This window comes from Candidatus Obscuribacterales bacterium (assembly GCA_019744775.1).
GTDB lineage: Bacteria > Cyanobacteriota > Vampirovibrionia > Obscuribacterales > Obscuribacteraceae > SBAT01.
The window spans coordinates 541707-559982 of record JAIETZ010000004.1; the positions used below are offsets into that span (position 1 = coordinate 541707).

17 protein-coding genes are annotated in these 18276 nt (G+C 45.9%); 8 read left to right on the top strand and 9 right to left on the bottom strand.

All coding sequences use genetic code 11. The features are described from left to right. Positions 1–3 precede the first annotated feature (3 nt). Positions 4–1227: a phosphoglycerate kinase gene (locus tag K2Y22_11800; protein ID MBX9879133.1), complete on the bottom strand. Its 1224-nt coding sequence runs from the start codon at positions 1225–1227 to the stop codon at positions 4–6. A 73-nt stretch (positions 1228–1300) separates the two neighbouring features. Further along, positions 1301–2326 carry a type I glyceraldehyde-3-phosphate dehydrogenase gene (gene gap / locus K2Y22_11805; protein ID MBX9879134.1) on the bottom strand — a complete coding sequence of 342 codons (1026 nt, stop codon included), beginning with the start codon at positions 2324–2326 and terminating at the stop codon, positions 1301–1303. A gap of 236 nt (positions 2327–2562) precedes the next feature. Here gap and K2Y22_11810 point away from each other — a divergent pair, with 236 nt between their 5' ends. Beyond that, positions 2563–2787 carry a NifU family protein gene (locus tag K2Y22_11810; GenBank protein ID MBX9879135.1) on the top strand — a complete coding sequence of 75 codons (225 nt, stop codon included), beginning with the start codon at positions 2563–2565 and terminating at the stop codon, positions 2785–2787. Here the strand turns inward: K2Y22_11810 and K2Y22_11815 are convergent. The 3 genes from K2Y22_11815 to K2Y22_11825 form a co-directional block, all read right to left on the bottom strand. Next, positions 2765–3505, bottom strand: a complete 741-nt coding sequence (locus K2Y22_11815; GenBank protein ID MBX9879136.1) for an enoyl-CoA hydratase/isomerase family protein — start codon at positions 3503–3505, stop codon at positions 2765–2767. The genes K2Y22_11810 and K2Y22_11815 overlap by 23 nt on opposite strands. A gap of 5 nt (positions 3506–3510) precedes the next feature. Then, on the bottom strand, positions 3511–3804 hold the full coding sequence (locus K2Y22_11820) for a hypothetical protein (GenBank protein MBX9879137.1): 294 nt from the start codon (positions 3802–3804) through the stop codon (positions 3511–3513). Positions 3805–3939: 135 nt separating this feature from the next. Continuing rightward, positions 3940–4731, bottom strand: coding sequence for a hypothetical protein (locus tag K2Y22_11825; GenBank protein MBX9879138.1), 792 nt, complete (start codon positions 4729–4731; stop codon positions 3940–3942). Between K2Y22_11825 and K2Y22_11830 the strand changes: the two genes are divergently transcribed. Further along, on the top strand, positions 4691–6346 hold the full coding sequence (locus K2Y22_11830) for a 5'-nucleotidase C-terminal domain-containing protein (protein ID MBX9879139.1): 1656 nt from the start codon (positions 4691–4693) through the stop codon (positions 6344–6346). The genes K2Y22_11825 and K2Y22_11830 overlap by 41 nt on opposite strands. Here K2Y22_11830 and K2Y22_11835 read toward each other — a convergent pair. Next, entirely contained in the window at positions 6343–6918 is a 576-nt protein-coding gene (locus tag K2Y22_11835) for a hypothetical protein (GenBank protein MBX9879140.1), read from the bottom strand. The genes K2Y22_11830 and K2Y22_11835 overlap by 4 nt on opposite strands. Before the next feature lie 239 nt (positions 6919–7157). Here K2Y22_11835 and K2Y22_11840 point away from each other — a divergent pair, with 239 nt between their 5' ends. Beyond that, entirely contained in the window at positions 7158–8081 is a 924-nt protein-coding gene (locus K2Y22_11840) for a hypothetical protein (protein ID MBX9879141.1), read from the top strand. Between the two features lie 6 nt (positions 8082–8087). Here K2Y22_11840 and K2Y22_11845 read toward each other — a convergent pair whose 3' ends face one another. Both K2Y22_11845 and K2Y22_11850 read right to left on the bottom strand, forming a co-directional pair. Beyond that, complete coding sequence (locus tag K2Y22_11845) at positions 8088–9224, bottom strand: amidohydrolase family protein (protein ID MBX9879142.1); 1137 nt, start codon at positions 9222–9224, stop codon at positions 8088–8090. 11 nt (positions 9225–9235) lie between these two features. Beyond that, the gene (locus K2Y22_11850; GenBank protein ID MBX9879143.1) at positions 9236–10597 is read right to left on the bottom strand and encodes a glutamine synthetase family protein; all 1362 of its coding nucleotides are present in this window, start codon (positions 10595–10597) and stop codon (positions 9236–9238) included. A gap of 113 nt (positions 10598–10710) precedes the next feature. Here K2Y22_11850 and K2Y22_11855 point away from each other — a divergent pair, with 113 nt between their 5' ends. The 5 genes from K2Y22_11855 to K2Y22_11875 are packed head-to-tail and all read left to right on the top strand — an operon-like array spanning position 10711 to position 17079. Further along, positions 10711–12420: a tetratricopeptide repeat protein gene (locus K2Y22_11855; protein MBX9879144.1), complete on the top strand. Its 1710-nt coding sequence runs from the start codon at positions 10711–10713 to the stop codon at positions 12418–12420. Positions 12421–12435: 15 nt separating this feature from the next. Then, positions 12436–14001 (top strand): aldehyde dehydrogenase family protein, encoded by a 1566-nt coding sequence (locus tag K2Y22_11860; protein MBX9879145.1) that lies wholly within the window; start codon positions 12436–12438, stop codon positions 13999–14001. A gap of 18 nt (positions 14002–14019) precedes the next feature. Next, the gene (locus K2Y22_11865) at positions 14020–14688 is read left to right on the top strand and encodes a thioredoxin family protein (GenBank protein ID MBX9879146.1); all 669 of its coding nucleotides are present in this window, start codon (positions 14020–14022) and stop codon (positions 14686–14688) included. A 14-nt stretch (positions 14689–14702) separates the two neighbouring features. Next, positions 14703–16373, top strand: coding sequence for a lysophospholipase (locus K2Y22_11870; protein ID MBX9879147.1), 1671 nt, complete (start codon positions 14703–14705; stop codon positions 16371–16373). Further along, the gene (locus K2Y22_11875; GenBank protein ID MBX9879148.1) at positions 16348–17079 is read left to right on the top strand and encodes a sulfite exporter TauE/SafE family protein; all 732 of its coding nucleotides are present in this window, start codon (positions 16348–16350) and stop codon (positions 17077–17079) included. Before K2Y22_11870 ends, K2Y22_11875 begins: the two co-directional genes overlap by 26 nt. On the opposite strand, the gene K2Y22_11880 is transcribed toward K2Y22_11875, so the two are convergent. Next, positions 17069–18244: a cysteine desulfurase gene (locus tag K2Y22_11880; protein ID MBX9879149.1), complete on the bottom strand. Its 1176-nt coding sequence runs from the start codon at positions 18242–18244 to the stop codon at positions 17069–17071. The two genes, K2Y22_11875 and K2Y22_11880, sit on opposite strands and share 11 nt — an antisense overlap. Between the last annotated feature and the right edge of the window lie 32 nt (positions 18245–18276).

Below are 18276 nucleotides of genomic sequence, written 5' to 3' on the forward strand. Positions count from 1 at the left end.
TTCTTACCTGACACCGGAAGCAAGATTTGCATCAAGGGCTGCAACTCCCGGCAGTTCGATACCTTCAAGAAACTCCAGTGAAGCCCCACCGCCTGTAGATACGTGACTGAAGTAATGATCTGCAGCACCATAGGCTTCTATGGCAGCCAATGAGTCGCCTCCACCAATTATTGTTTTGGCACCTTGCTTAGTCAATTCGATAAGCTCGCCGATAACGGCATATGTTGCCTTTTCAAAACTGGCAATCTCAAATACGCCGAGTGGTCCATTCCATAGAACGGTTTTAGCTCCTTTCAATGCTTCTTTGATTTTCTCAATGGATTTAGGTCCAAGATCCAGACCCATTTGATCGGCAGGAATTGCATCAACTGATACGACTTCGGATTTAACACCGGCTTTCAATTCAGGTGCAACAACAACATCAACCGGCAGTACAAGATTTACGCCTTTTGCTTTAGCTTTTTCAATTAACTGACGGCAGAATTCGAGTTTATCGTCTTCAACCAAAGACTTGCCGACTTGTTTACCTTGCGCCTTCAAAAAAGAAAAAGCCATTGCGCCGCCGATAACAAGTACATCAACGCGCTCTAACAAATTATCGAGCACACCCATTTTGGAAGATACTTTTGAACCGCCAATTATGCAAGCAAAAGGACGCACCGGATTGAACAATGCTGAAGACAAGGCATTGAGTTCCTTTTCCATCAAAAATCCTGCAAGACAGGGCTTGACGTGTTTGGTTACACCCTCTGTAGATGCATGTGCTCTGTGAGCCGTGCCAAAAGCATCATTTACGTACATGTCAGCCAAACTAGCTAATTGTTTTGCAAAAGAAGGATCATTCTTCTCTTCTTCTTTGTGGAAGCGGACATTTTCCAGTAGACAAACTTCGCCGTCTTTCATTTCTTGGACGAATTTGCTTACTGCATTGCCAATGCAATCTTCCAAGCAATGCACTTTTTGTTTAAGCAGCTCAGAAAGTCTTTGAGCAACTACCTTAAGACTAAGCTCTTCAGATGGACCTTTAGGTCTGCCGAAGTGGGAGACAAGAATTACACGCCCACCTGCCTGTTTCAAATGCTCGATAGTCGGTATCACAGCCTTTATGCGAGTGTCGTCGGTGATATTTCTTTTGTCATCGAGCGGCACATTCAAATCGGCGCGCACCAAAATGCGTTTGCCTTTGAATTCATTTTTGTCGACTTGGGCAATTGTTTTCTTGTTCATCTTATTTTCCCTAAAATACCTTGCGGGCGCCGCCCAAGCTAAGCTTGGTGCGACGCCCACAGAAGGTTTTCTATTAGACGCGAGCTACTGCCATTTTGTTGGCGACAATACCGGCCAACTCGATCAAGCGGTTGCTGTAGCCCCACTCGTTGTCGTACCAAGCAAGAACTTTCACCATGCGTGGTCCAACAGCCATTGTCAATTCGCTGTCAACGATGGACGACATCTTGTTGCCACAGAAGTCTGTGGAGACAAGCGGCAAATCGCAAACGGAAAGAATGCCGTTAAGTTCACCGTTGCTGGCTTCTTTCAATGCCTTGTTAACACTTTCAGCAGTAACGTCTTTCTTAGTTGTAATAACCAAGTCAACGATGCTTACATTAGGTGTCGGCACGCGCATTGCAAAACCGTTCAACTTTCCTTTCAAACCTGGCAACACCAAACCTAATGCTTTAGCAGCACCTGTTGTTGACGGCACCATCGATAAAGCAGCAGCACGGGCACGGCGCAAGTCGCTGTGTGCAGCATCGAGCAAACGCTGGTCGCCAGTGTAGCTGTGTACTGTGGTCATGGCACCGGATTCGATACCAAATACTTCATCGAGTACTTTAGCTACTGGAGCCAAGCAGTTGGTTGTGCAGCTAGCATTCGAGATGATGTGGTGTTTGGCTGGGTCGTAGTTCTTATCATTGACACCAAGAACAATAGTGATGTCCTCGCCTTTTGCAGGAGCGGAAATTATCACCTTCTTGGCGCCAGCTTTGATGTGACCGCCGGCTTTTTCAGCATCGGTGAAAACACCGCTGCACTCAAGTACGAGGTCTACGCCAAGCTTGGACCATGGGCAAGTAGACGGGTCCTTTTCACGGAAGAACTGGAAGCTCTTGCCATCGACAACCAGGGCATCTTCAGTGTGGCTGACGCTATTTGGCAACTCACCCAAGATTGAGTCATATTTAAGCAAGTGAGCCGATTGCGCCACACTCTGAATAGGGTCGTTGATAGCTACGATTTCAACGCCTTTTACAGGGTTCTCGAGAAGTGCCCGTAGAGCGTTACGGCCGATACGTCCAAAACCATTAATTGCTACTTTTGCCATCGTGATTTCCTTCAATTTTGAAAGGGCTAGAAATACCGCTCCCGGGCAGCGGCTGACAATTCGATAAATGCTCATTAAGTTGAGCATCTATAAGCATATAACTTTAATGCTCATTATGCCGAAGCTTTATCAGGGTTTAAGACTAGCTAAAGGGTTGCTATGAAGTAGAGCTTCAACTGAGTATAATTATGCTAAGGCCGTTCAGAAAGCGGTCATATATTAAAGAGGTCATGAACATGCGCGACAAGATAGAGACTGTTTTGGACAAAATCCGTCCCATGCTGATGGCTGACGGCGGCAATATTGAGCTAGTGGATGTTAAGGAAGCCGAAGGGCAAGTCTTCGTTCACCTGACAGGCGCCTGCGGTATGTGCCCAAGCTCAACCATGACCCTGAAGATGGGTGTTGAGCGTGCGCTAAAAGAGCACATTCCGGAAGTCACCCAAGTGATTCAAGTCTAGAGCGAAACTCGTCGCTCAAATAACTGCTTATCACACAAGATTCGTCTTGTGTGTTTTGCTTTTTTGAAATGCGCGCACAAGATAACTTCGCTTGTTCAATAGATACAGCGGCATTTTTCGCAACGTCACTTGCCAGCATTTTTACATGAGCTTCAAGATTGCTTGAGTCTAAATAATCATTGATCAATCCAATTTGCTTAGCTCTTTCAGCATTTACAACTCGTGCCGAAAAAATAATTTCTTTTGCGCATGCGACACCGACAAGTGATACCAGTCGCTCAATATTTCCATCATCAAGAACTATGCCAAGTTTTGCAACAGGCAAAGCAAAACTGGCATCTTCGGCAGCGTAACGCAAATCGCAAGCAAGTGCTAAGAGCAATCCGCCACCCATGCAATTGCCGACTATAGAGGCGATTGTCGGCAATGAAAATTGCGCAACGGCTTTTAAACAATTAGCTATTGCGTACCAGTTTTCTCTAGCTTGCGAGTAGTCTTTTATCTGAGCAAGCTCTTTAAAATCAGCACCTGCAGCAAATGAATTACCTTGTCCGGATATGACTACAACTTTGGCACCACGCTGTCTCAGCGTGTCTAGTGCTTCGGGCATCGCTTCCCACATCCGACGTGAAATTGCATTATGCACCGTTGGCCGGTTGAGAGTTAAACACCCAACTGAACCCTGAACATCTAAAAGAAATTCGCCGGTATCAGACACGGCTGCTAGTCTCTTGAGTTAGCAGCAGCCATTGGATAACGAAGCTGATAGACATTTCTATTTCGTGCAGCATATGCTCTTTCAGCGTGAGCGCGAGCAACTTTCATTCTGTCCCACTCAAGTTGACGTTTTTCTTGATGGTCTTTTTGCTTATTTCTATCTTTGCGCCACGACCAGAAACTAAATCCTAGTCCGGTTGCCATAAACATAAGGAGTACCGACTGCCAGGTAACGGATGCCACAACAACCGAAAGACCCAAAGCAGCAGATCCGGCACGAATAGTACGTAACTGGCCCATGCGCCTGCCCCTTGAAAATATTAAATTGAAGTAAGTGTATATACAATACCACTACTTCAAAATATCGCAAGACCTTGATAATTATTCCGATTGAATATCCATTAAGATGTACCCCAGCCATCTATTGACCACTTGCTACTGACTAAATGGATCCGCCTTCTTGTTTAGAGGAAGGGATTTGGGAGTGGCTGATAGTGGTTCTTCTTCAACTGGTGCAGACTTGGTCTCTGCTTGAGGTGGTGGAGTTGAAACTGGCGGACCGGAAACAGGTTCTTGCGCTGGAGTTTGCACAGCCGGCGCAGTTTCGGCTGGTGCTTCAACCGGTTTCGATTCTTGCACAGGTTGACTTGCAGGAGGATTTTCCTGCGTTTTCACAGGAGCAGCCTTGTCGGCAGCGTCATCGTCAGCATCAATTTCCTTGCCTTCTTGCTGCGCCTTCTGAATATCTTTCATGCGCACCGACTCCCACATTGAGCCGTCGCTGAATTTGACTGCCAGCACACGTATCTTGGCTTGATGAATATTGCTGCGCAATTTGTAATGAGCAAACTTGCCGCCGGCTAAGCCACCCTGGGGTACAAATGCCTCATCGTTGGCATGAAAAGTACCGCGGCTTGCCCCGTTTTTATCCAAATAACGAACCCTAAACTTAACGGCGTTAATAGCTTTATCAGAGACATTCTTGTAATCTATATACGTTTTACCGAAAACGGGCAGACCGAAGGAGTCAAATCCCAGTTCTGTACGTCCACCTGTAATTTCTACAGGGCAACCGGATTCCGGCACGACATCCATGGCAATGGTCTGTGTGGTGAAAGGCGTAATTTCCTGAGCAGTACAAAGTCCGGGGAATAGTCCACAAAGCAAGACAAAGGAGAGAACTACTATGCAACGTTTATTCAGGCTTTTACTTATAGCCTCAGTCATAACGCTCAATCTCCCCGGTCTTTCCGCATCAGCTCAATCCGGCACGTCTCAATTTACAAAACCGGATCTCGTCCTCACCATCTTACATACTAATGACCTGCACGCACACGAAGACTCATTTTTAGAAAACGGCCGCGTGCTTGGCGGTACCGCCCGATTAACCTACCTAATACGTGCCATTCGAGCCAGGACACCAAACGTATTAACTATAGATGCCGGTGATATTTTCCAAGGTACAGCCTATTTCAAGTTTTACTCGGGAGCCACAGAGGTTGCCTATTTGAACAATGCCGGCTACGACATTTACACAATCGGCAATCATGAATTCGATAATGGGTCGGATAATCTAGCCAAGCAATTGCAGTCAGCCAAATTCAGCATTATCTCCGCCAATATAGACGCTTCGGCAAAACCGGAATTAGCCAAACTCATTAAGCCCTCTACAATTCGCACCATTGAGGGAAAGAAAGTTGGTTTTGTCGGTGCCGTCACGCCTGATCTTGAAAAAATCTCTTTAACGACAGGCGACGTACACATCAAAGAATCCGGCGAACCAACAGCATGGATAAAACCCATTGCCGACGAAGTAGATCATCTTAAACAAGAAGGCGTGGACAAAATAATTTTAGTAACGCACTGTGGCGTTGACAGAGACAAGGTGCTGGCAGAAAACATCCCGGCAGTGGACGCCATTATTGGTGGTCACAGCCATACGCGCCTAAACAAACCAGTAGTAATAAATCGCGCTGACGGCAGCACTTGCACTATTGTGCAAACAGGCTGCTTTGGACGCACACTAGGCAAATTGCGCTTGTCCTTCGACAACAAAGGACAGGTAATGACACCACTTACAAAATACAGCCTTATTAGCATCAACGAAAAAATCGGCGAATCTCCCGATGTAAAAAAATATTTGGCCAGCAAGAGTCAGCCAATACTAGCTCTGCGAAATAATATCCTTGGATTTGCCCTAGGCAATTTCGACAATCGCTCACAAGGACTACCGGCTGATACAGCCATGGGCAACCTGGTTGCCGATGCAGTATACGAATTAGGCAGCAAATACGGAGCCACCATCTCCTTCCACAATCGTGGCGGCATTCGCGGTCGCATTGATCAAGGACCGATTAGTCTGGAAAAAATAGAGGAAGTCTTACCGTTTAACAATGCAGTAGTAGTTGCCACTGTTTCTGGTGCCACTATAAAAAACGTAATTGAGCATGCGCTTTCCAACAACCCCAGTGGTAAGTTCCTAAACGTACACGGACTAAAAATTACCTATGATCCAACAAAGCCTTCAGAGCATCGCGTTGTAAGCCTGCTTGTGGAAGCAACTCCCAATAACTGGAAACCGATTAATTTGGAAAAGAGTTATCGCGTAGCACTCAATGACTACAACTTCTCCGGCGGTGAAGGATTTGATTTTGCCGGCGCCACTGATGTGACATCAACCAAAATAAGATTGGCAGACGCACTGGTGGCTTATCTCAAGAAACATCCCAAGATAAGCCCAGTCAGTGCTGTAAGAGTAACGCCGGTAGACAACACAATTTCGGATAATCATTTTAGTTCAACACCGAAAGGTCGCACCAGCGTAAAGGGTGCCGTCAACTAGAAGCCGAGAATATTTCTCAGCCCTGAGAGCATCGACGGATTATTGTAGAAGCCCGTACCGGAAGCAATACCGTTTTGCACATTGATGATGCGGTTTAGGCGATCTTGTACTCTAACTGCCCGGTCAGGACTTAGCGTTCCCGATGAAAGCAACTGTTGAAGATATTGCTGCTCGGAAGTTAGGCGATTGTTCCAATAGCTATTCAAGCCTGTTTGCTGTCCTTGCAGTCGTGTCAATTCTGCTTGCAGGCGGGCTTGTCTGTCCGGTGACAAATTGCCATTGGCCAAACGCTGCTGGATTCTAGCAAGCTTATCGTTAAGATTGGTTTGCTGTCCCCAGTATGGTCTTACTTGAAGACTGTTGGCGCCAAATGCTCCATAGCCTGCATTGTTATAGCCATTGTTGTTGTAGCCATTTATTCTATTGGCAAAACGATCTTGGTTGTTGCGCCAGCCATAGTGGTTTCCATTATTTCCCCTGCTGTTGTTGCAAGATTGTGCATCTGCCGGAATCACTGCCGAAAAAACCATGGCAGCCGCAAGACTTACTGCACCTAGAAACTTTGCGTTCATTTAGTAACCTCCAAAATAATTGCGTGAAGCGCACTCTAGAGAGGCAGACGACGCTGACCATTTAAGGTTCCGAAAATTGGCTCAAATTTCCTAAACTAATTGCCAGAAATCCTGACAACTTGGGCGTTTCCGGCTCTGGTCAGGCTCAGGAGAAAAGCCTCCCCCGTTTGGGTACATAGTCAGAGAGGGGAATAGCCTCAGAATTCTCGTCCCATTCTTTATATAGAAGGCATTTCAGCATGGCATCGAAAGGCTTTGAGAACAAGGATTCCAGAACAGAAAAGCAGGAAGGGGGCAAGCAGTCCGGCGGTCCCAATTTCGATGTTTTGGGTCTTATGAAGATACAGAAGGACATTGAAAAAAATGTCGGGCAAGCCGTAGATGGATTGATGCATCTGTTCGGACAAGCTGAACAAGCCAATCACAAAGACACTCAGGATTTCAAACGCGGCAGCTTATTGAATGCAGGTGAGCATGGCAATGACCAAAAGAAAGTTTTGACCGGCCATTTGTCCCACAATGAGAGCGTACATGCTGGGCAAGACCAGCATCATCTAAGAGGGGCATTGCTGAATCGTCTGAAACATGACGGACCCACGCATCAAAACCCCAGTCATCTGAGCGCATTTCTGCTTAAACGACTTCATGAACGTGAAGGTCGGCACCCCACACAAGCTACAATCCAACCGCAATCATTTCAATTCGATCAGCCAACGCCTATCAACCAACAAAGTTTTGATCAGCAATCGGCTCAAAATCCTCAGCGATCGGAAGCGCCACAATGGCGCCAGGATATGTACAATGCCCGGCGAGATCTTGCTCAAGCAACAATGGATGCAGCTGTGCCTGTTGTTAGCGCAATGCCTTTCAGTGAATTCAATCCTAATAACCCCAATGTCAATCGTGCTGACCTATCCGCCCAGGGAATGCCTTTCACCAGGGGTGTACAAGAGGACTTTAACAGGGTAATGGAGCATGTTGTAAGGCCTGTTATGGAACGTCGCGCGGAAAAGTTTCAGAGTCAAATGTCCAATGTTGGACATGGATCCTTTCATTCATATGCTTCATCGCGAGTATCGGACAATTACTATCAAGGACAACACAACCAACTGCCGTATGGCGGCTTCAAAAGCAATATCTCGTACTACCGCCGCGAAATGTAATTTGATTTAGGCAAGTCCTTCGAGGTTATAGAGCTTTTTCGCATTCTCGTGAAGAATAGCCGCGGCAATATCATGCGCCTGTTCCTCATAGATTAGCCCCGCAGAAATCAAGGCATTCAATGCAATAGACAGTACGCGCTTCCAGGATAATGCTCCATACCAGTGAGCTTCCGGTACAGTGTGCCCATCGGAGGCCGCTAGAATTTTCGAAGTAGGAGCCATTGAAAGCGCCTGCCGCAAGAGATAGCGGGCATAGGGCGAAGCAAAGCTTATGGACAATGAAAGATCCATATAGACATTGGGATAAATTGAGCAAAAATATGCAGCCTCGCTTACGTACGGATAGCAATGAAGAAGCACAAATTGTGTCTTATTGAATCTTTCCGAAATAAATACATCGCGCAACACCAACGGATTCGTTTGCCGCAAGTCTCCATCATCGTCACCGATACCTGTATGCAATTGCACGGGAAGATTGAGGGAACCGGCAATTTCAAAGGCTTCCAAAAGGGCATAGTGATAGAGATTTTTTGTATCCGGTCCGCCAATGCGAATTCCCGAACGTGTCTTTAATCCATCATATTCTTTTCGCGCCGCCTCAACAGGAACTGCTTGCAAATCAAGACCGCCTCTATACCCGGCAATTGTCTTCACACCTACGGCATTTGTCGATTTGGCCTGTTCAAGAGTTGTCTTAAATAAAGACAGCACCTCATGAAAGCTTGAGGCTTTACCTAATGCTGCTTCTAAAATTTGTTCAAGGCGAAGGCATCTCCAGACAGGACGCTGCGATATTGCAGACATCTCTTCGATGGACATCGAGTCACCTGTAACATAGCCATCATCGACAATCATGCCGCCAATTGATACGTTGTCCCAGAGCCTGTTTAGATATTCTTTTTCCGGCAGTGACTGTCGTTTGGCAAATACCTCCTTTTCACCGTAAACCTCGAAGAGATCGCCAAGCCTGTTTAGAAGATCCATATAGAAAACAGAAGTAGGCATATGTTCTTCAATTTGAGTTATCGACCGGCTTTCGGAAAAGCTTTTGCGAAAATCAAGCAAATCCAATTGTTGCTGCCGCTTGCGTAACGGATGGCAGTGCTGATCAAGGAAAACAAAAGTCTTTAGATCGATTCCCACAATGTCTCCAATTAGTATTTAAACCTATGCTGACTCAATTCAAACTCAATATCCTTACCGCCGAACATAATAATTTCAGATTCTTTAACTATGGAAAACGTTCTCAGCAGAAACGGTCCAACAATTGACTCCAGTAACGTGTCTGCCTTAAGTTCTGCCAAAGCATTTTTCAGTGAATCAGGCAAACGTCTAATTTTATTGGCTTTCAGTTGTTCATCACTTAGCGTGCTTGGCTCTACTTCAATTGGTTTAGGTGGCGTAAGTTTTTGCTCAATGCCGGAAAGTCCTGCACCGATTATGGCGGCCAAAGCCAGATATGGATTGGCGCTACTATCCACGCACTTTATTTCAATGTTGGTGGACTCCTCCTCGTGCCCCCAATATGTTGTTGGAATACGCACCGCTGCTTCTCTATTTTCATAACCCCAACACGTGTAGGCTGAACTCCAAGATCGTGGTTTCAAGCGCCTGTAAGAATTAACAGAAGGGCAGCTTAAGGCTACAATGCCGGGCAAATGCTCAAGAATTCCCGCCACAAAAGACTGTCCAATTTCGCTTAATTGTCCGTTTGCCGCAAGCAAATTCTGAGTGCCGTCGGGATTCCACAATGACAGATGCAGATGGCAGCCATTACCTGCTTGATTTTCAAATGGCTTGGGAGCAAGGCTTGCATCGAATCCCAATTGAAATGCAGTCCCCCGCAGTGTTTCCCTATAAGTAATTTGCCTGTCGGCAGCCGTCATAGCCGATGAATGTCGAATGCTTAATTCATGCTGACCATGTCCCAATTCCGGATAGTACTGCTCAACGGGCAAGCCCTGACTTTCAAGATTGTCGACAAATCGAGAAATGAATTCGGCGGCCCGATTCATACCATCAGTTGAGAAACAAACACTTCGATCGATAGGTACGTATTGTCCTTCTAGCATACGTCCAAGGCTAAACTCCGGCTCAAAAGCTGCCTGGACAGAAATGCCTAAATGAGCAGCTTTCTCAATTTGCCTCCTCAAGACAGCCCGTGGACACAAATCCCAGGGTGAGTGATTCAATTCGACTAGATTACAAAGAACTTGTGCTTGACGCTCAGTGTAAGGCAAGACAGTAAAGGTCGATAAGTCCGCCAGCAAACGAACTTCGCCGGTTGCTCCCAATCCGGTTTCAGCCTGTGGTTCGTCGAGCATATTCATAGACAGCTGACCTTTAACAAGACCAATGCCTGAAGAGGCTTTGTCGGCAAAACGTGTGATGTTGGCAGATTTTCCGCGAATCATGGAACTTAAGTCGCAGTAGAGGAAGCGAACCAACTGAATATCGGCAGCTTTGGCTCGCTCTAAAGTAGCATCCAGTTGCGGTGACTTACCTAGCCCTACCATTTGCCTCCCAGATTTTATCTGCCGTTTGCAGATAAGCTTGTAAATATCATTTACCCAGGGAATCAACAATATCAGAACTGGGCATAGGTAAAAATATAATTGGTAATAGATATATGCCAGCGAATCAAAAAAAACTCGTTTCCATCTTCTCGGCCATTTTCTTGGCTGGCAGTTTTGCAATTGCAACCTTGCCGGCACCAGCCATTGAGTCCAACTGCCAAAAATGCATGGCAGAGGCAACCAAGTTGCTTTCCACTGGTGATGCAGTCAAAGCAAGCGAGTTGCTTAAGGCACAATCGGCTGAGTGCGCAGACAATGCAGCGTTCCAGACTCTATTGGCGACGATCTATTTGCGTCTGTCTAATTTAGCAGGCGCACAAAGCGCCGGACTTAAGGCCATTGAACATGCACCAAATTCAACAGCCGCGCATTTTCAATATGCTCTTGCCTTGAAAGGTCTCGGTAAAAAAGAAGCAGCCATTGTCGAATTTGACAAAGTTGTCGACCTGGATCCAAGCAACTGGGAATCTTGGGCAAGCCTCGCAGATCTCTACAAAGAATTGCATCAAGACGATAAAGCCAAGCAATGCGAATACAAAGCTGCAACTTTGGCTGCTCCAACACTTGATGCACGCAACAACGTTTTTAGAAATCTCGTCCGGCAAGGAAACTTGACCAAAGCAGAAGATGAATTTTCAAAATCGATAAATGCCAATGAGCACAATCCGGTCGTATTGCAACAATTAGCCAAGCAAGCACTAGTGTTCAATTTTTGGAATGAGGCGATTGTTGCCGCAAGTGAAGTGTTAAAAACATTTCCCGACGCACAAGATGCACTTCTGTCAAAGGCAACAGGCGAATATTTTCTGCACAAATATTTAGACTGCCAAAACACGTTGAATTCAGTTTTAAAAACCAGTCCCGAAAATAGTGAAGCAAAAATTCTCTCTGCGTTGTGCTTCCTGGATTTAGGCGAGTCAACAAAAGCAGCAGAAATTCTGGAATCTGCAAATGCTCCCAAGCAAAATTCTCCTTTGTCTCAATTGGCAGTGGGTAAGTGGCATCAAGCTCGTGGTGATCTAAAAGCAGCCGAAACCAGCTACGGAGCGATTTCAGATGACATGCTCTCACAAGAAGCACAACTAGCTTTATCCAGAGTTTATGCAAAACAAGGCAAGGTCGATGATGCAGAGGAAAAAGCCGCTTTCAATGTCACAAGTCAAATTTCGTTAGCTCGATCATTGGCAGCTCAAGCTGAAGCAATATGCCAACAGGATTCTAAAACAAAAAGCTTGGACAAAGCTCGTGAATTGGTGAGCAAAGCACTAACAATTGCTGAAGACGAGCCTTCTTCACTTCTAGCAATGTCGAAAATTGACCTAGCATACGGCAAAGACGAAGACGCGAAGACTCTGGCTAATAAAGTAATTCAAATGGTGCCTGGGACATCCGATGCATATCTTGTTTTGGCAAAAATTGAATCCCAAAAAGGCAACACTAAACAAGCGGAACTACTATTAGACAAAGTTTTGGCATTGGCTAATGATGATCCCGACGCCAGTCTTATGCTCGGCACCATATATCTTAGAGACGGCAATACTAAGCAGGCTCTGGACGCTCTTAAAGCCGCCCTGGCAGGAAGACAAGAAAGCGCTGAGATTTGTTACGTATTAGCAAAAGCCCTGGAACAAGACGGTGATATAAATGCATCTCTCAAGTACTATAAACAAAGTCTATCCTTGGGTCTTGTGGGAACCGAAAACGCGGAAGCCTCACAAGCAATCAAACGTCTTACCGGCAATAGCCAAGAGCAAATGCGCTAAGAGCATGAGGTAAACATGGCAGTCGACCAGGCTAGCACAATTAAGTCATTCAACCCGGCTACAGGCGAGCTGTTAGGTGAGGCACCTTGCCTGAATGCCGATGAGGTACAGGCGGCCGTCGACAAAGCATGGTCGTCCTTTGAAGAATGGCAATTACTTGACTATCCCAAGAGACGCAAGTTGGTCCTCAACCTGCACAAAGTCTTGCGTAAGCACTCTGACGAAATTGCCAAACTTATAACTCAAGAAGTAGGCAAGCCGTTATTTGAAAGTTACACAGCGGAAATTACAGGCTCGCTGGATGCGTGTATTTGGTTCGCCGAAAACTCAGAAAAAGCCCTCAAAGATCAAACCATCGGCATGACCAATCCATTATTGGCCAGCAAGCAAAGCATAATTAGTTTTGAGCCAATTGGGGTCGTCGGCATAATTTCTCCCTGGAACTATCCATTTGCCATTCCGATGATGGCAATAATTATGTCTGTCATGGTCGGCAACACAGTTGTTTTAAAGCCGTCTGAAAAATGCCCTCTCATTGGTATCAAAATAGAAGAGCTTTTTGCTGAAGCAGGATTTCCGGAAGGTGTCGTAACCGTAATCACAGGCGACCGCACAACGGGACAACACTTATGTCAAACATCCCTTGCCAAAATTTTGTTTACCGGTTCTGCTGAAGGCGGCAGCAAAGTAATGGCTCAGGCAGCAAAGACATTGACGCCTGTCGGATTAGAACTTGGCGGAAAAGATGCCGCAATAGTTTTGCCGGATGCGCCTGTTGAATGGACAGCCAAAGGAATTGTTTGGGGAGCATTTACCAATTGCGGACAAGCCTGCGCATCTGTTGAGCGAGTCTATGTCGTCAAAAGCAAGAATACGGAGAAGCTGATTTCGTACATGATGTCCTATACCGAGAAATTAAAACTCGGTGACGGCTTAGATACAAAAACAGAAATTGGCCCTGTTATCGATGAAGGACAGCTTGCCAAAATAGAAAAACAAGTCAATGAAGCACGCAACATGGGTGCAACAGTCGTTTGCGGCGGCAATAGAAGAAACGATCTTGGCGGTCATTTTTACGAGCCGACAATATTGACCAACGTCGATCACTCCATGGATGTGATGACCAAAGAAACATTTGGTCCTGTTTTGCCAATAATGGTTGTTAACTCCGAAGATGAAGCAATTGAATTAGCTAACGACAGCGAATATGGACTGTCCGCTTCCATCTGGACCAAGAATTTGACCAACGCCGAAGATATCGCTCGCGATTTGGAAGTTGGTACTGTTTTTATAAACGACGGACTCTTCTCATTTGCCTGTCCGCAATTACCTTGGGGCGGACTTAAAAAGAGTGGCTTTGGCCGCACACATTCCTACTTTGGGCTGCTTGACCTTGTGAATATAAAGCATATTACTATTGATGCCGCAGGCGGCGCCACTCGCCTATGGTGGTATCCGTACGGCCAAGCACGAATTGAAATCGCCAAAGCCGGCGCTGCCCTTCTGCATGGTGATGTACCACACAAAGTAAAAGGCTTATTTGATTTTGTCTTCAATTCCATTCGTGGTATCAAGAGCTAGTTTCTTAGGAGAAAGAAAATGCGCATAGCAAAAATGGGCTTGGCAGTACTTGCAATTACTGCACTAAGCTTGCAGTTGACACTGCCATCAGGTGCCAAGGAAACACGCAAAGTAGCTGAGTCATCTACAACAATTGCAGCAGTGGCTGAATGCGGCAAAAAGGCTCCGGATTTCACTTTGCCTAATACTCAAGGCAAAAACGAATCGTTATCCGATTACGCCGGCAAATTTGTTGTTTTGGAATGGGTTAACTTCGGTTGCCCTTTTGTGAAAAAGCACTACGAGAGCAGCAACATGCAGAAACTCCAGGACGCATACACGAAGAAAGGCGTCATCTGGCTCTCCATTTGCTCATCAGCAGATGGACGTCAGGGTAATATGCCGGCATCAGACATCAATAAAGCCATTAAAGAGAAGAACGCTCATCCGACCAGTTACTTAATTGATAAGGACGGCAAAGTCGGCAAAATGTACGGAGCTAAAGCAACTCCGCATATGTATGTCATCGATACTAAGGGCACTCTCGTTTACAAGGGCGCCATTGATGACAAAGCATCCGTCGATCAAGAAGACATAAGCGGGGCAAAGAATTACGTCAAAGCGGCCTTAGATGAGGCAATGGCTGGACGCAAAGTAAGTACGGCATCCACCAAGGCTTACGGATGTTCCGTTAAGTATCAACAGTAATTCAGAGGCTAAAAATGACAAGAACAATCAAAGGTTTCCTTTCGCTGACCCTGTCAGTTAGTTTGCTGTGCGGATTTTCAACAGCACAAGCACAAACAGCTCAAAGCGAATCAACACCTGACGGACAAGCATTAACGCTGCTTATCGCAGGCAAAGAAAAGGAAGCTAAGGATAAACTTCTAACTGCCTACAATGCTCAATCAAAATCCGGAACACTACAGTGGGATATCCCTTATTTCCTAGCCGTCTTTGACTTGCGCGTGAACAACGAAGAGCAAGCAATCAAATACTTGAATGAAGCGATCAAACTATATAAAGGGAATGACCCCAAATCCATCTTGCTTTTAAATAAACGCCTGGCGGACTGTGAATATCACGCTCACGAGCCGAAAAGAGCGCTTGTTGAATACAACAAAGCCTACGTACAGGCAACGCTGAATTCCGGAGTGCCACCAATTGTCATAGCCGAACTTTTGGAATCAATTGCAGCGTGCGAAGAAGAACTCAAATTAAATGACGAAGCAGAGACACATTTGAAGCAACTCATTGCCTTGACAGGGCAAGGAGCAAAATCACGAGATCTGGCAGCCGTAGTGAGATACTGGTGGGCTCTGGCACAGCTTGCTGATTTTTACAGACTGACAAATCAGCAGGAAAAACTTGATGTTGTAAAAAAACAACTGAGCCCAATTCTAACCAGCATGGTTGAAACGCGAGCTAGTGCCGAAGTAGAAGGCACTATGCAGGATTTCGACAGTCTTGTTCGTCAATACAGGCAGCAATACATAAATGCTTACGGTCCTAGTAGCCCTGCTGAACTTGCTTGGGCGGCTATTGATTTTAAAGTAAAGTCATTGCCTGTAATTGCCTGGAAAACCCAAGTTGCCAAACCATTGGCGGCTATTTTATGCATTCACGGATTGGGTTTAGAGAACAGGGCATTCCAAGCCACAGCCAAGGAATTGAATCGTCGTGGCTACATGGTGTTTGCGCTGGATGTACGAGGCTTTGGTTCATGGGCGCAAACTAAAGGTGTCGAGGAACTGGACTATGAGCAAACCATTGTCGATATTGCCAATGCCGTGCAGGTAATTAAGAATCGCAATAACAATATTCCTGTTTATGTCTTGGGAGAATCAATGGGAGGTGCTATCGCTATTCGAGCCGGTAGTAACCTGGGCAAGAAAATCGACGGCGTTATCTCGTCTGTGCCGTCAGCAGAACGCTTCCAACAAAAGAAGATGACAATGCAAGCCACTCTACATTTCCTGAAAGACCCTAAAGAGCCTTTTGATGTTGGCTATGTAACAGAGATGGCAACGTCAAATGAAGAGACAAGAAAAATGTGGGAAGAAGATCCAAATTCAAGATTGGCTATGACGCCGGTTGAATTATTGGAGTTCGCGGTCTTCATGCGCCGCACCAAACCACAAGCAGAGAAGATCACCGAGTTGCCTATACTCATGTTGCAAGGTCTAAAAGACAGACTGGTTAAACCACAAGGAACTTTCGATCTATTCGATGCAGTAAAGTCTCCGGACAAAACAATATTGATTATCGGCACAGCCGAACACTTGATGTTTGAAAATCCGCATCCGGATAAACTCTTAATGGATACAGTTGACTCCTGGCTGAAATCCCACCTACAGAATCGACTAAGTGGAAAATCTCCAACTAACAATTAACGCCTCTCTCGTTGCCGTCTTAGCCGGAGCAATTGCTTCAGTTAGTGGATTCGGAATCGGCAGTCTTTTAACTCCTGTAGTTTCCCTGGGGGCAGGCACGAAACTAGCTGTTGCTATCGTGGCAATTCCACATTTTGTCGCCACCGCGCTCCGCTGCTTTATGCTAAGGAAAGACATTGACCGAAAAGTGCTCGTGTCTTTTGGCATTACAAGCGCTCTAGGTGGTTTGTCCGGAGCCCTCATGCACAACTATTTGCAAACGACAACGCTTACATTTGTTTTTGCCTGCATTTTGATATTTGCCGGGCTGATGGGATTAACAAATTGGCTGAACTTGCTTTATTTAAAAGGCTGGTCTTCTTTTTTAGCAGGTGGTTTATCTGGGTTTCTCGGAGGAGTGGTTGGCAATCAAGGCGGAATTAGATCAGCGGCACTGTTTGGTTTCGACTTAAGTCCGCGAGTATTCGTGGCTACAGCCACGGCAATTGGAGTAGCTGTCGATTTGGCCAGACTACCTGTGTATTTAGTTGCCGAATACAAGGAAATAACTACTTACTGGCTTCTCACACTAATACTTTGTGTCGCCGTCACTATAGGAACACTTGCCGGCACAGTCATTTTAAAACGAATGAACGAGACGCTATTTAAGCGCGTTGTGTCCGCGGCAATTCTTGCTCTAGGGATTTTTCTTCTAATTAAGACTTAGACTGTGCTGCCGGTTGCTTGCGCAAGGATTTAAATACATTCACCAAAATATCGGCTGCGCGATTGATTTCATCTTCACTGTTGAAACGTCCTGCAGAAATTCGGGCTGAGCCTAAAGCATATTCTCTAGGCAAACCTATAGCTTTCAGCACCGATGAAGGTTCGATAACACCAGAGTGACAAGCAGATCCTGACGATAGACAAATTCCTTGCAAATCGGAGCGTAGAATAATGGCTTCGCCTTCGGCACCTTGCACGCCGACGCTTACGTGTCCTGGTACGCGTTTTTCCGGATCGGTTGGGCCTGTTATACGAACGCCATCGACTGCCAACAAACTATCCGTCAAAGTCTTTTGAGCCTTACGTAATTGCTTGTAAGACTCTTTGAGTTCTTTGTGTGCCAATTCAGCTGCCACACCAATACCGACAATGCTGGCCAGATTTTGCGTGCCCGGGAATAATCCCTTTTCTTGTCCGGCACCAAAAACGACAGGCATCAAGTTGACGCCTGTGCGCACATACAAAATACCGATACCTTTTGGCGCGTAGAATTTGTGCCCAGAAAGCGACAAAGTGGAAATAGGCACATTGCCCATATTCATTTCAAGTTTGCCTGCAGTCTGCACGGCGTCAGTATGGAAATAGATTCCTTTCTCTTGCGCAAATGCGGCAATTTCTTCAATGGGTTCGAGGGTGCCTATCTCGTTATTGGCCCACATGATAGAGATAATGCTGGTTTCTTTCGTGACAGCCTTTTTGAATTCAGCAAGGTCAATGAATCCCTGCGCATCAACAGGCAAATATGTTACTTTCCAACCTTGTGATTCAAGATGTTTGGCAGGACCAATTACACTTGGATGCTCAATAGCTGTTGTTATCAGATGACGACCTTGGTCATTGGCTTCAGCAAATCTTGCTCTACCGATAAGCGCAACATTATTGCTATAAGTGCCACACGGTGAAAAGTAAATTTCCTCAGGCAAGCAATGCAAAAGCTTGGCTACGTTTTGACGTGCCTTCTCGATACCCTCTTTAGCCAGACGCCCCTGCAAATGCAAAGAAGAGGCATTGCCGAAGCTATCTGACAAAAAAGGCAACATTGCTTCAACAACTTCCGGTCTAACCTTTGTTGTCGCGCTGTTATCGAGGTATATTGAAGAGGACATTTTGAGCTCCTGGCGATTTGCCCCGGCAAAAC

Bases quoted from the DNA above. Each gene is read 5' to 3' on its own strand.
- K2Y22_11825 (MBX9879138.1), bottom strand. From the start codon at position 4,731: ATGACTGAGGCTATAAGTAAAAGCCTGAATAAACGTTGCATAGTAGTT.
- K2Y22_11840 (MBX9879141.1), top strand. From the start codon at position 7,158: ATGGCATCGAAAGGCTTTGAGAACAAGGATTCCAGAACAGAAAAGCAG.
- K2Y22_11860 (MBX9879145.1), top strand. From the start codon at position 12,436: ATGGCAGTCGACCAGGCTAGCACAATTAAGTCATTCAACCCGGCTACA.
- gap (MBX9879134.1), bottom strand. From the start codon at position 2,326: ATGGCAAAAGTAGCAATTAATGGTTTTGGACGTATCGGCCGTAACGCT.
- K2Y22_11835 (MBX9879140.1), bottom strand. From the start codon at position 6,918: ATGAACGCAAAGTTTCTAGGTGCAGTAAGTCTTGCGGCTGCCATGGTT.
- K2Y22_11830 (MBX9879139.1), top strand. From the start codon at position 4,691: ATGCAACGTTTATTCAGGCTTTTACTTATAGCCTCAGTCATAACGCTC.
- K2Y22_11810 (MBX9879135.1), top strand. From the start codon at position 2,563: ATGCGCGACAAGATAGAGACTGTTTTGGACAAAATCCGTCCCATGCTG.
- K2Y22_11865 (MBX9879146.1), top strand. From the start codon at position 14,020: ATGCGCATAGCAAAAATGGGCTTGGCAGTACTTGCAATTACTGCACTA.
- K2Y22_11800 (MBX9879133.1), bottom strand. From the start codon at position 1,227: ATGAACAAGAAAACAATTGCCCAAGTCGACAAAAATGAATTCAAAGGC.
- K2Y22_11880 (MBX9879149.1), bottom strand. From the start codon at position 18,244: ATGTCCTCTTCAATATACCTCGATAACAGCGCGACAACAAAGGTTAGA.
- K2Y22_11850 (MBX9879143.1), bottom strand. From the start codon at position 10,597: ATGGTAGGGCTAGGTAAGTCACCGCAACTGGATGCTACTTTAGAGCGA.
- K2Y22_11855 (MBX9879144.1), top strand. From the start codon at position 10,711: ATGCCAGCGAATCAAAAAAAACTCGTTTCCATCTTCTCGGCCATTTTC.
- K2Y22_11870 (MBX9879147.1), top strand. From the start codon at position 14,703: ATGACAAGAACAATCAAAGGTTTCCTTTCGCTGACCCTGTCAGTTAGT.
- K2Y22_11820 (MBX9879137.1), bottom strand. From the start codon at position 3,804: ATGGGCCAGTTACGTACTATTCGTGCCGGATCTGCTGCTTTGGGTCTT.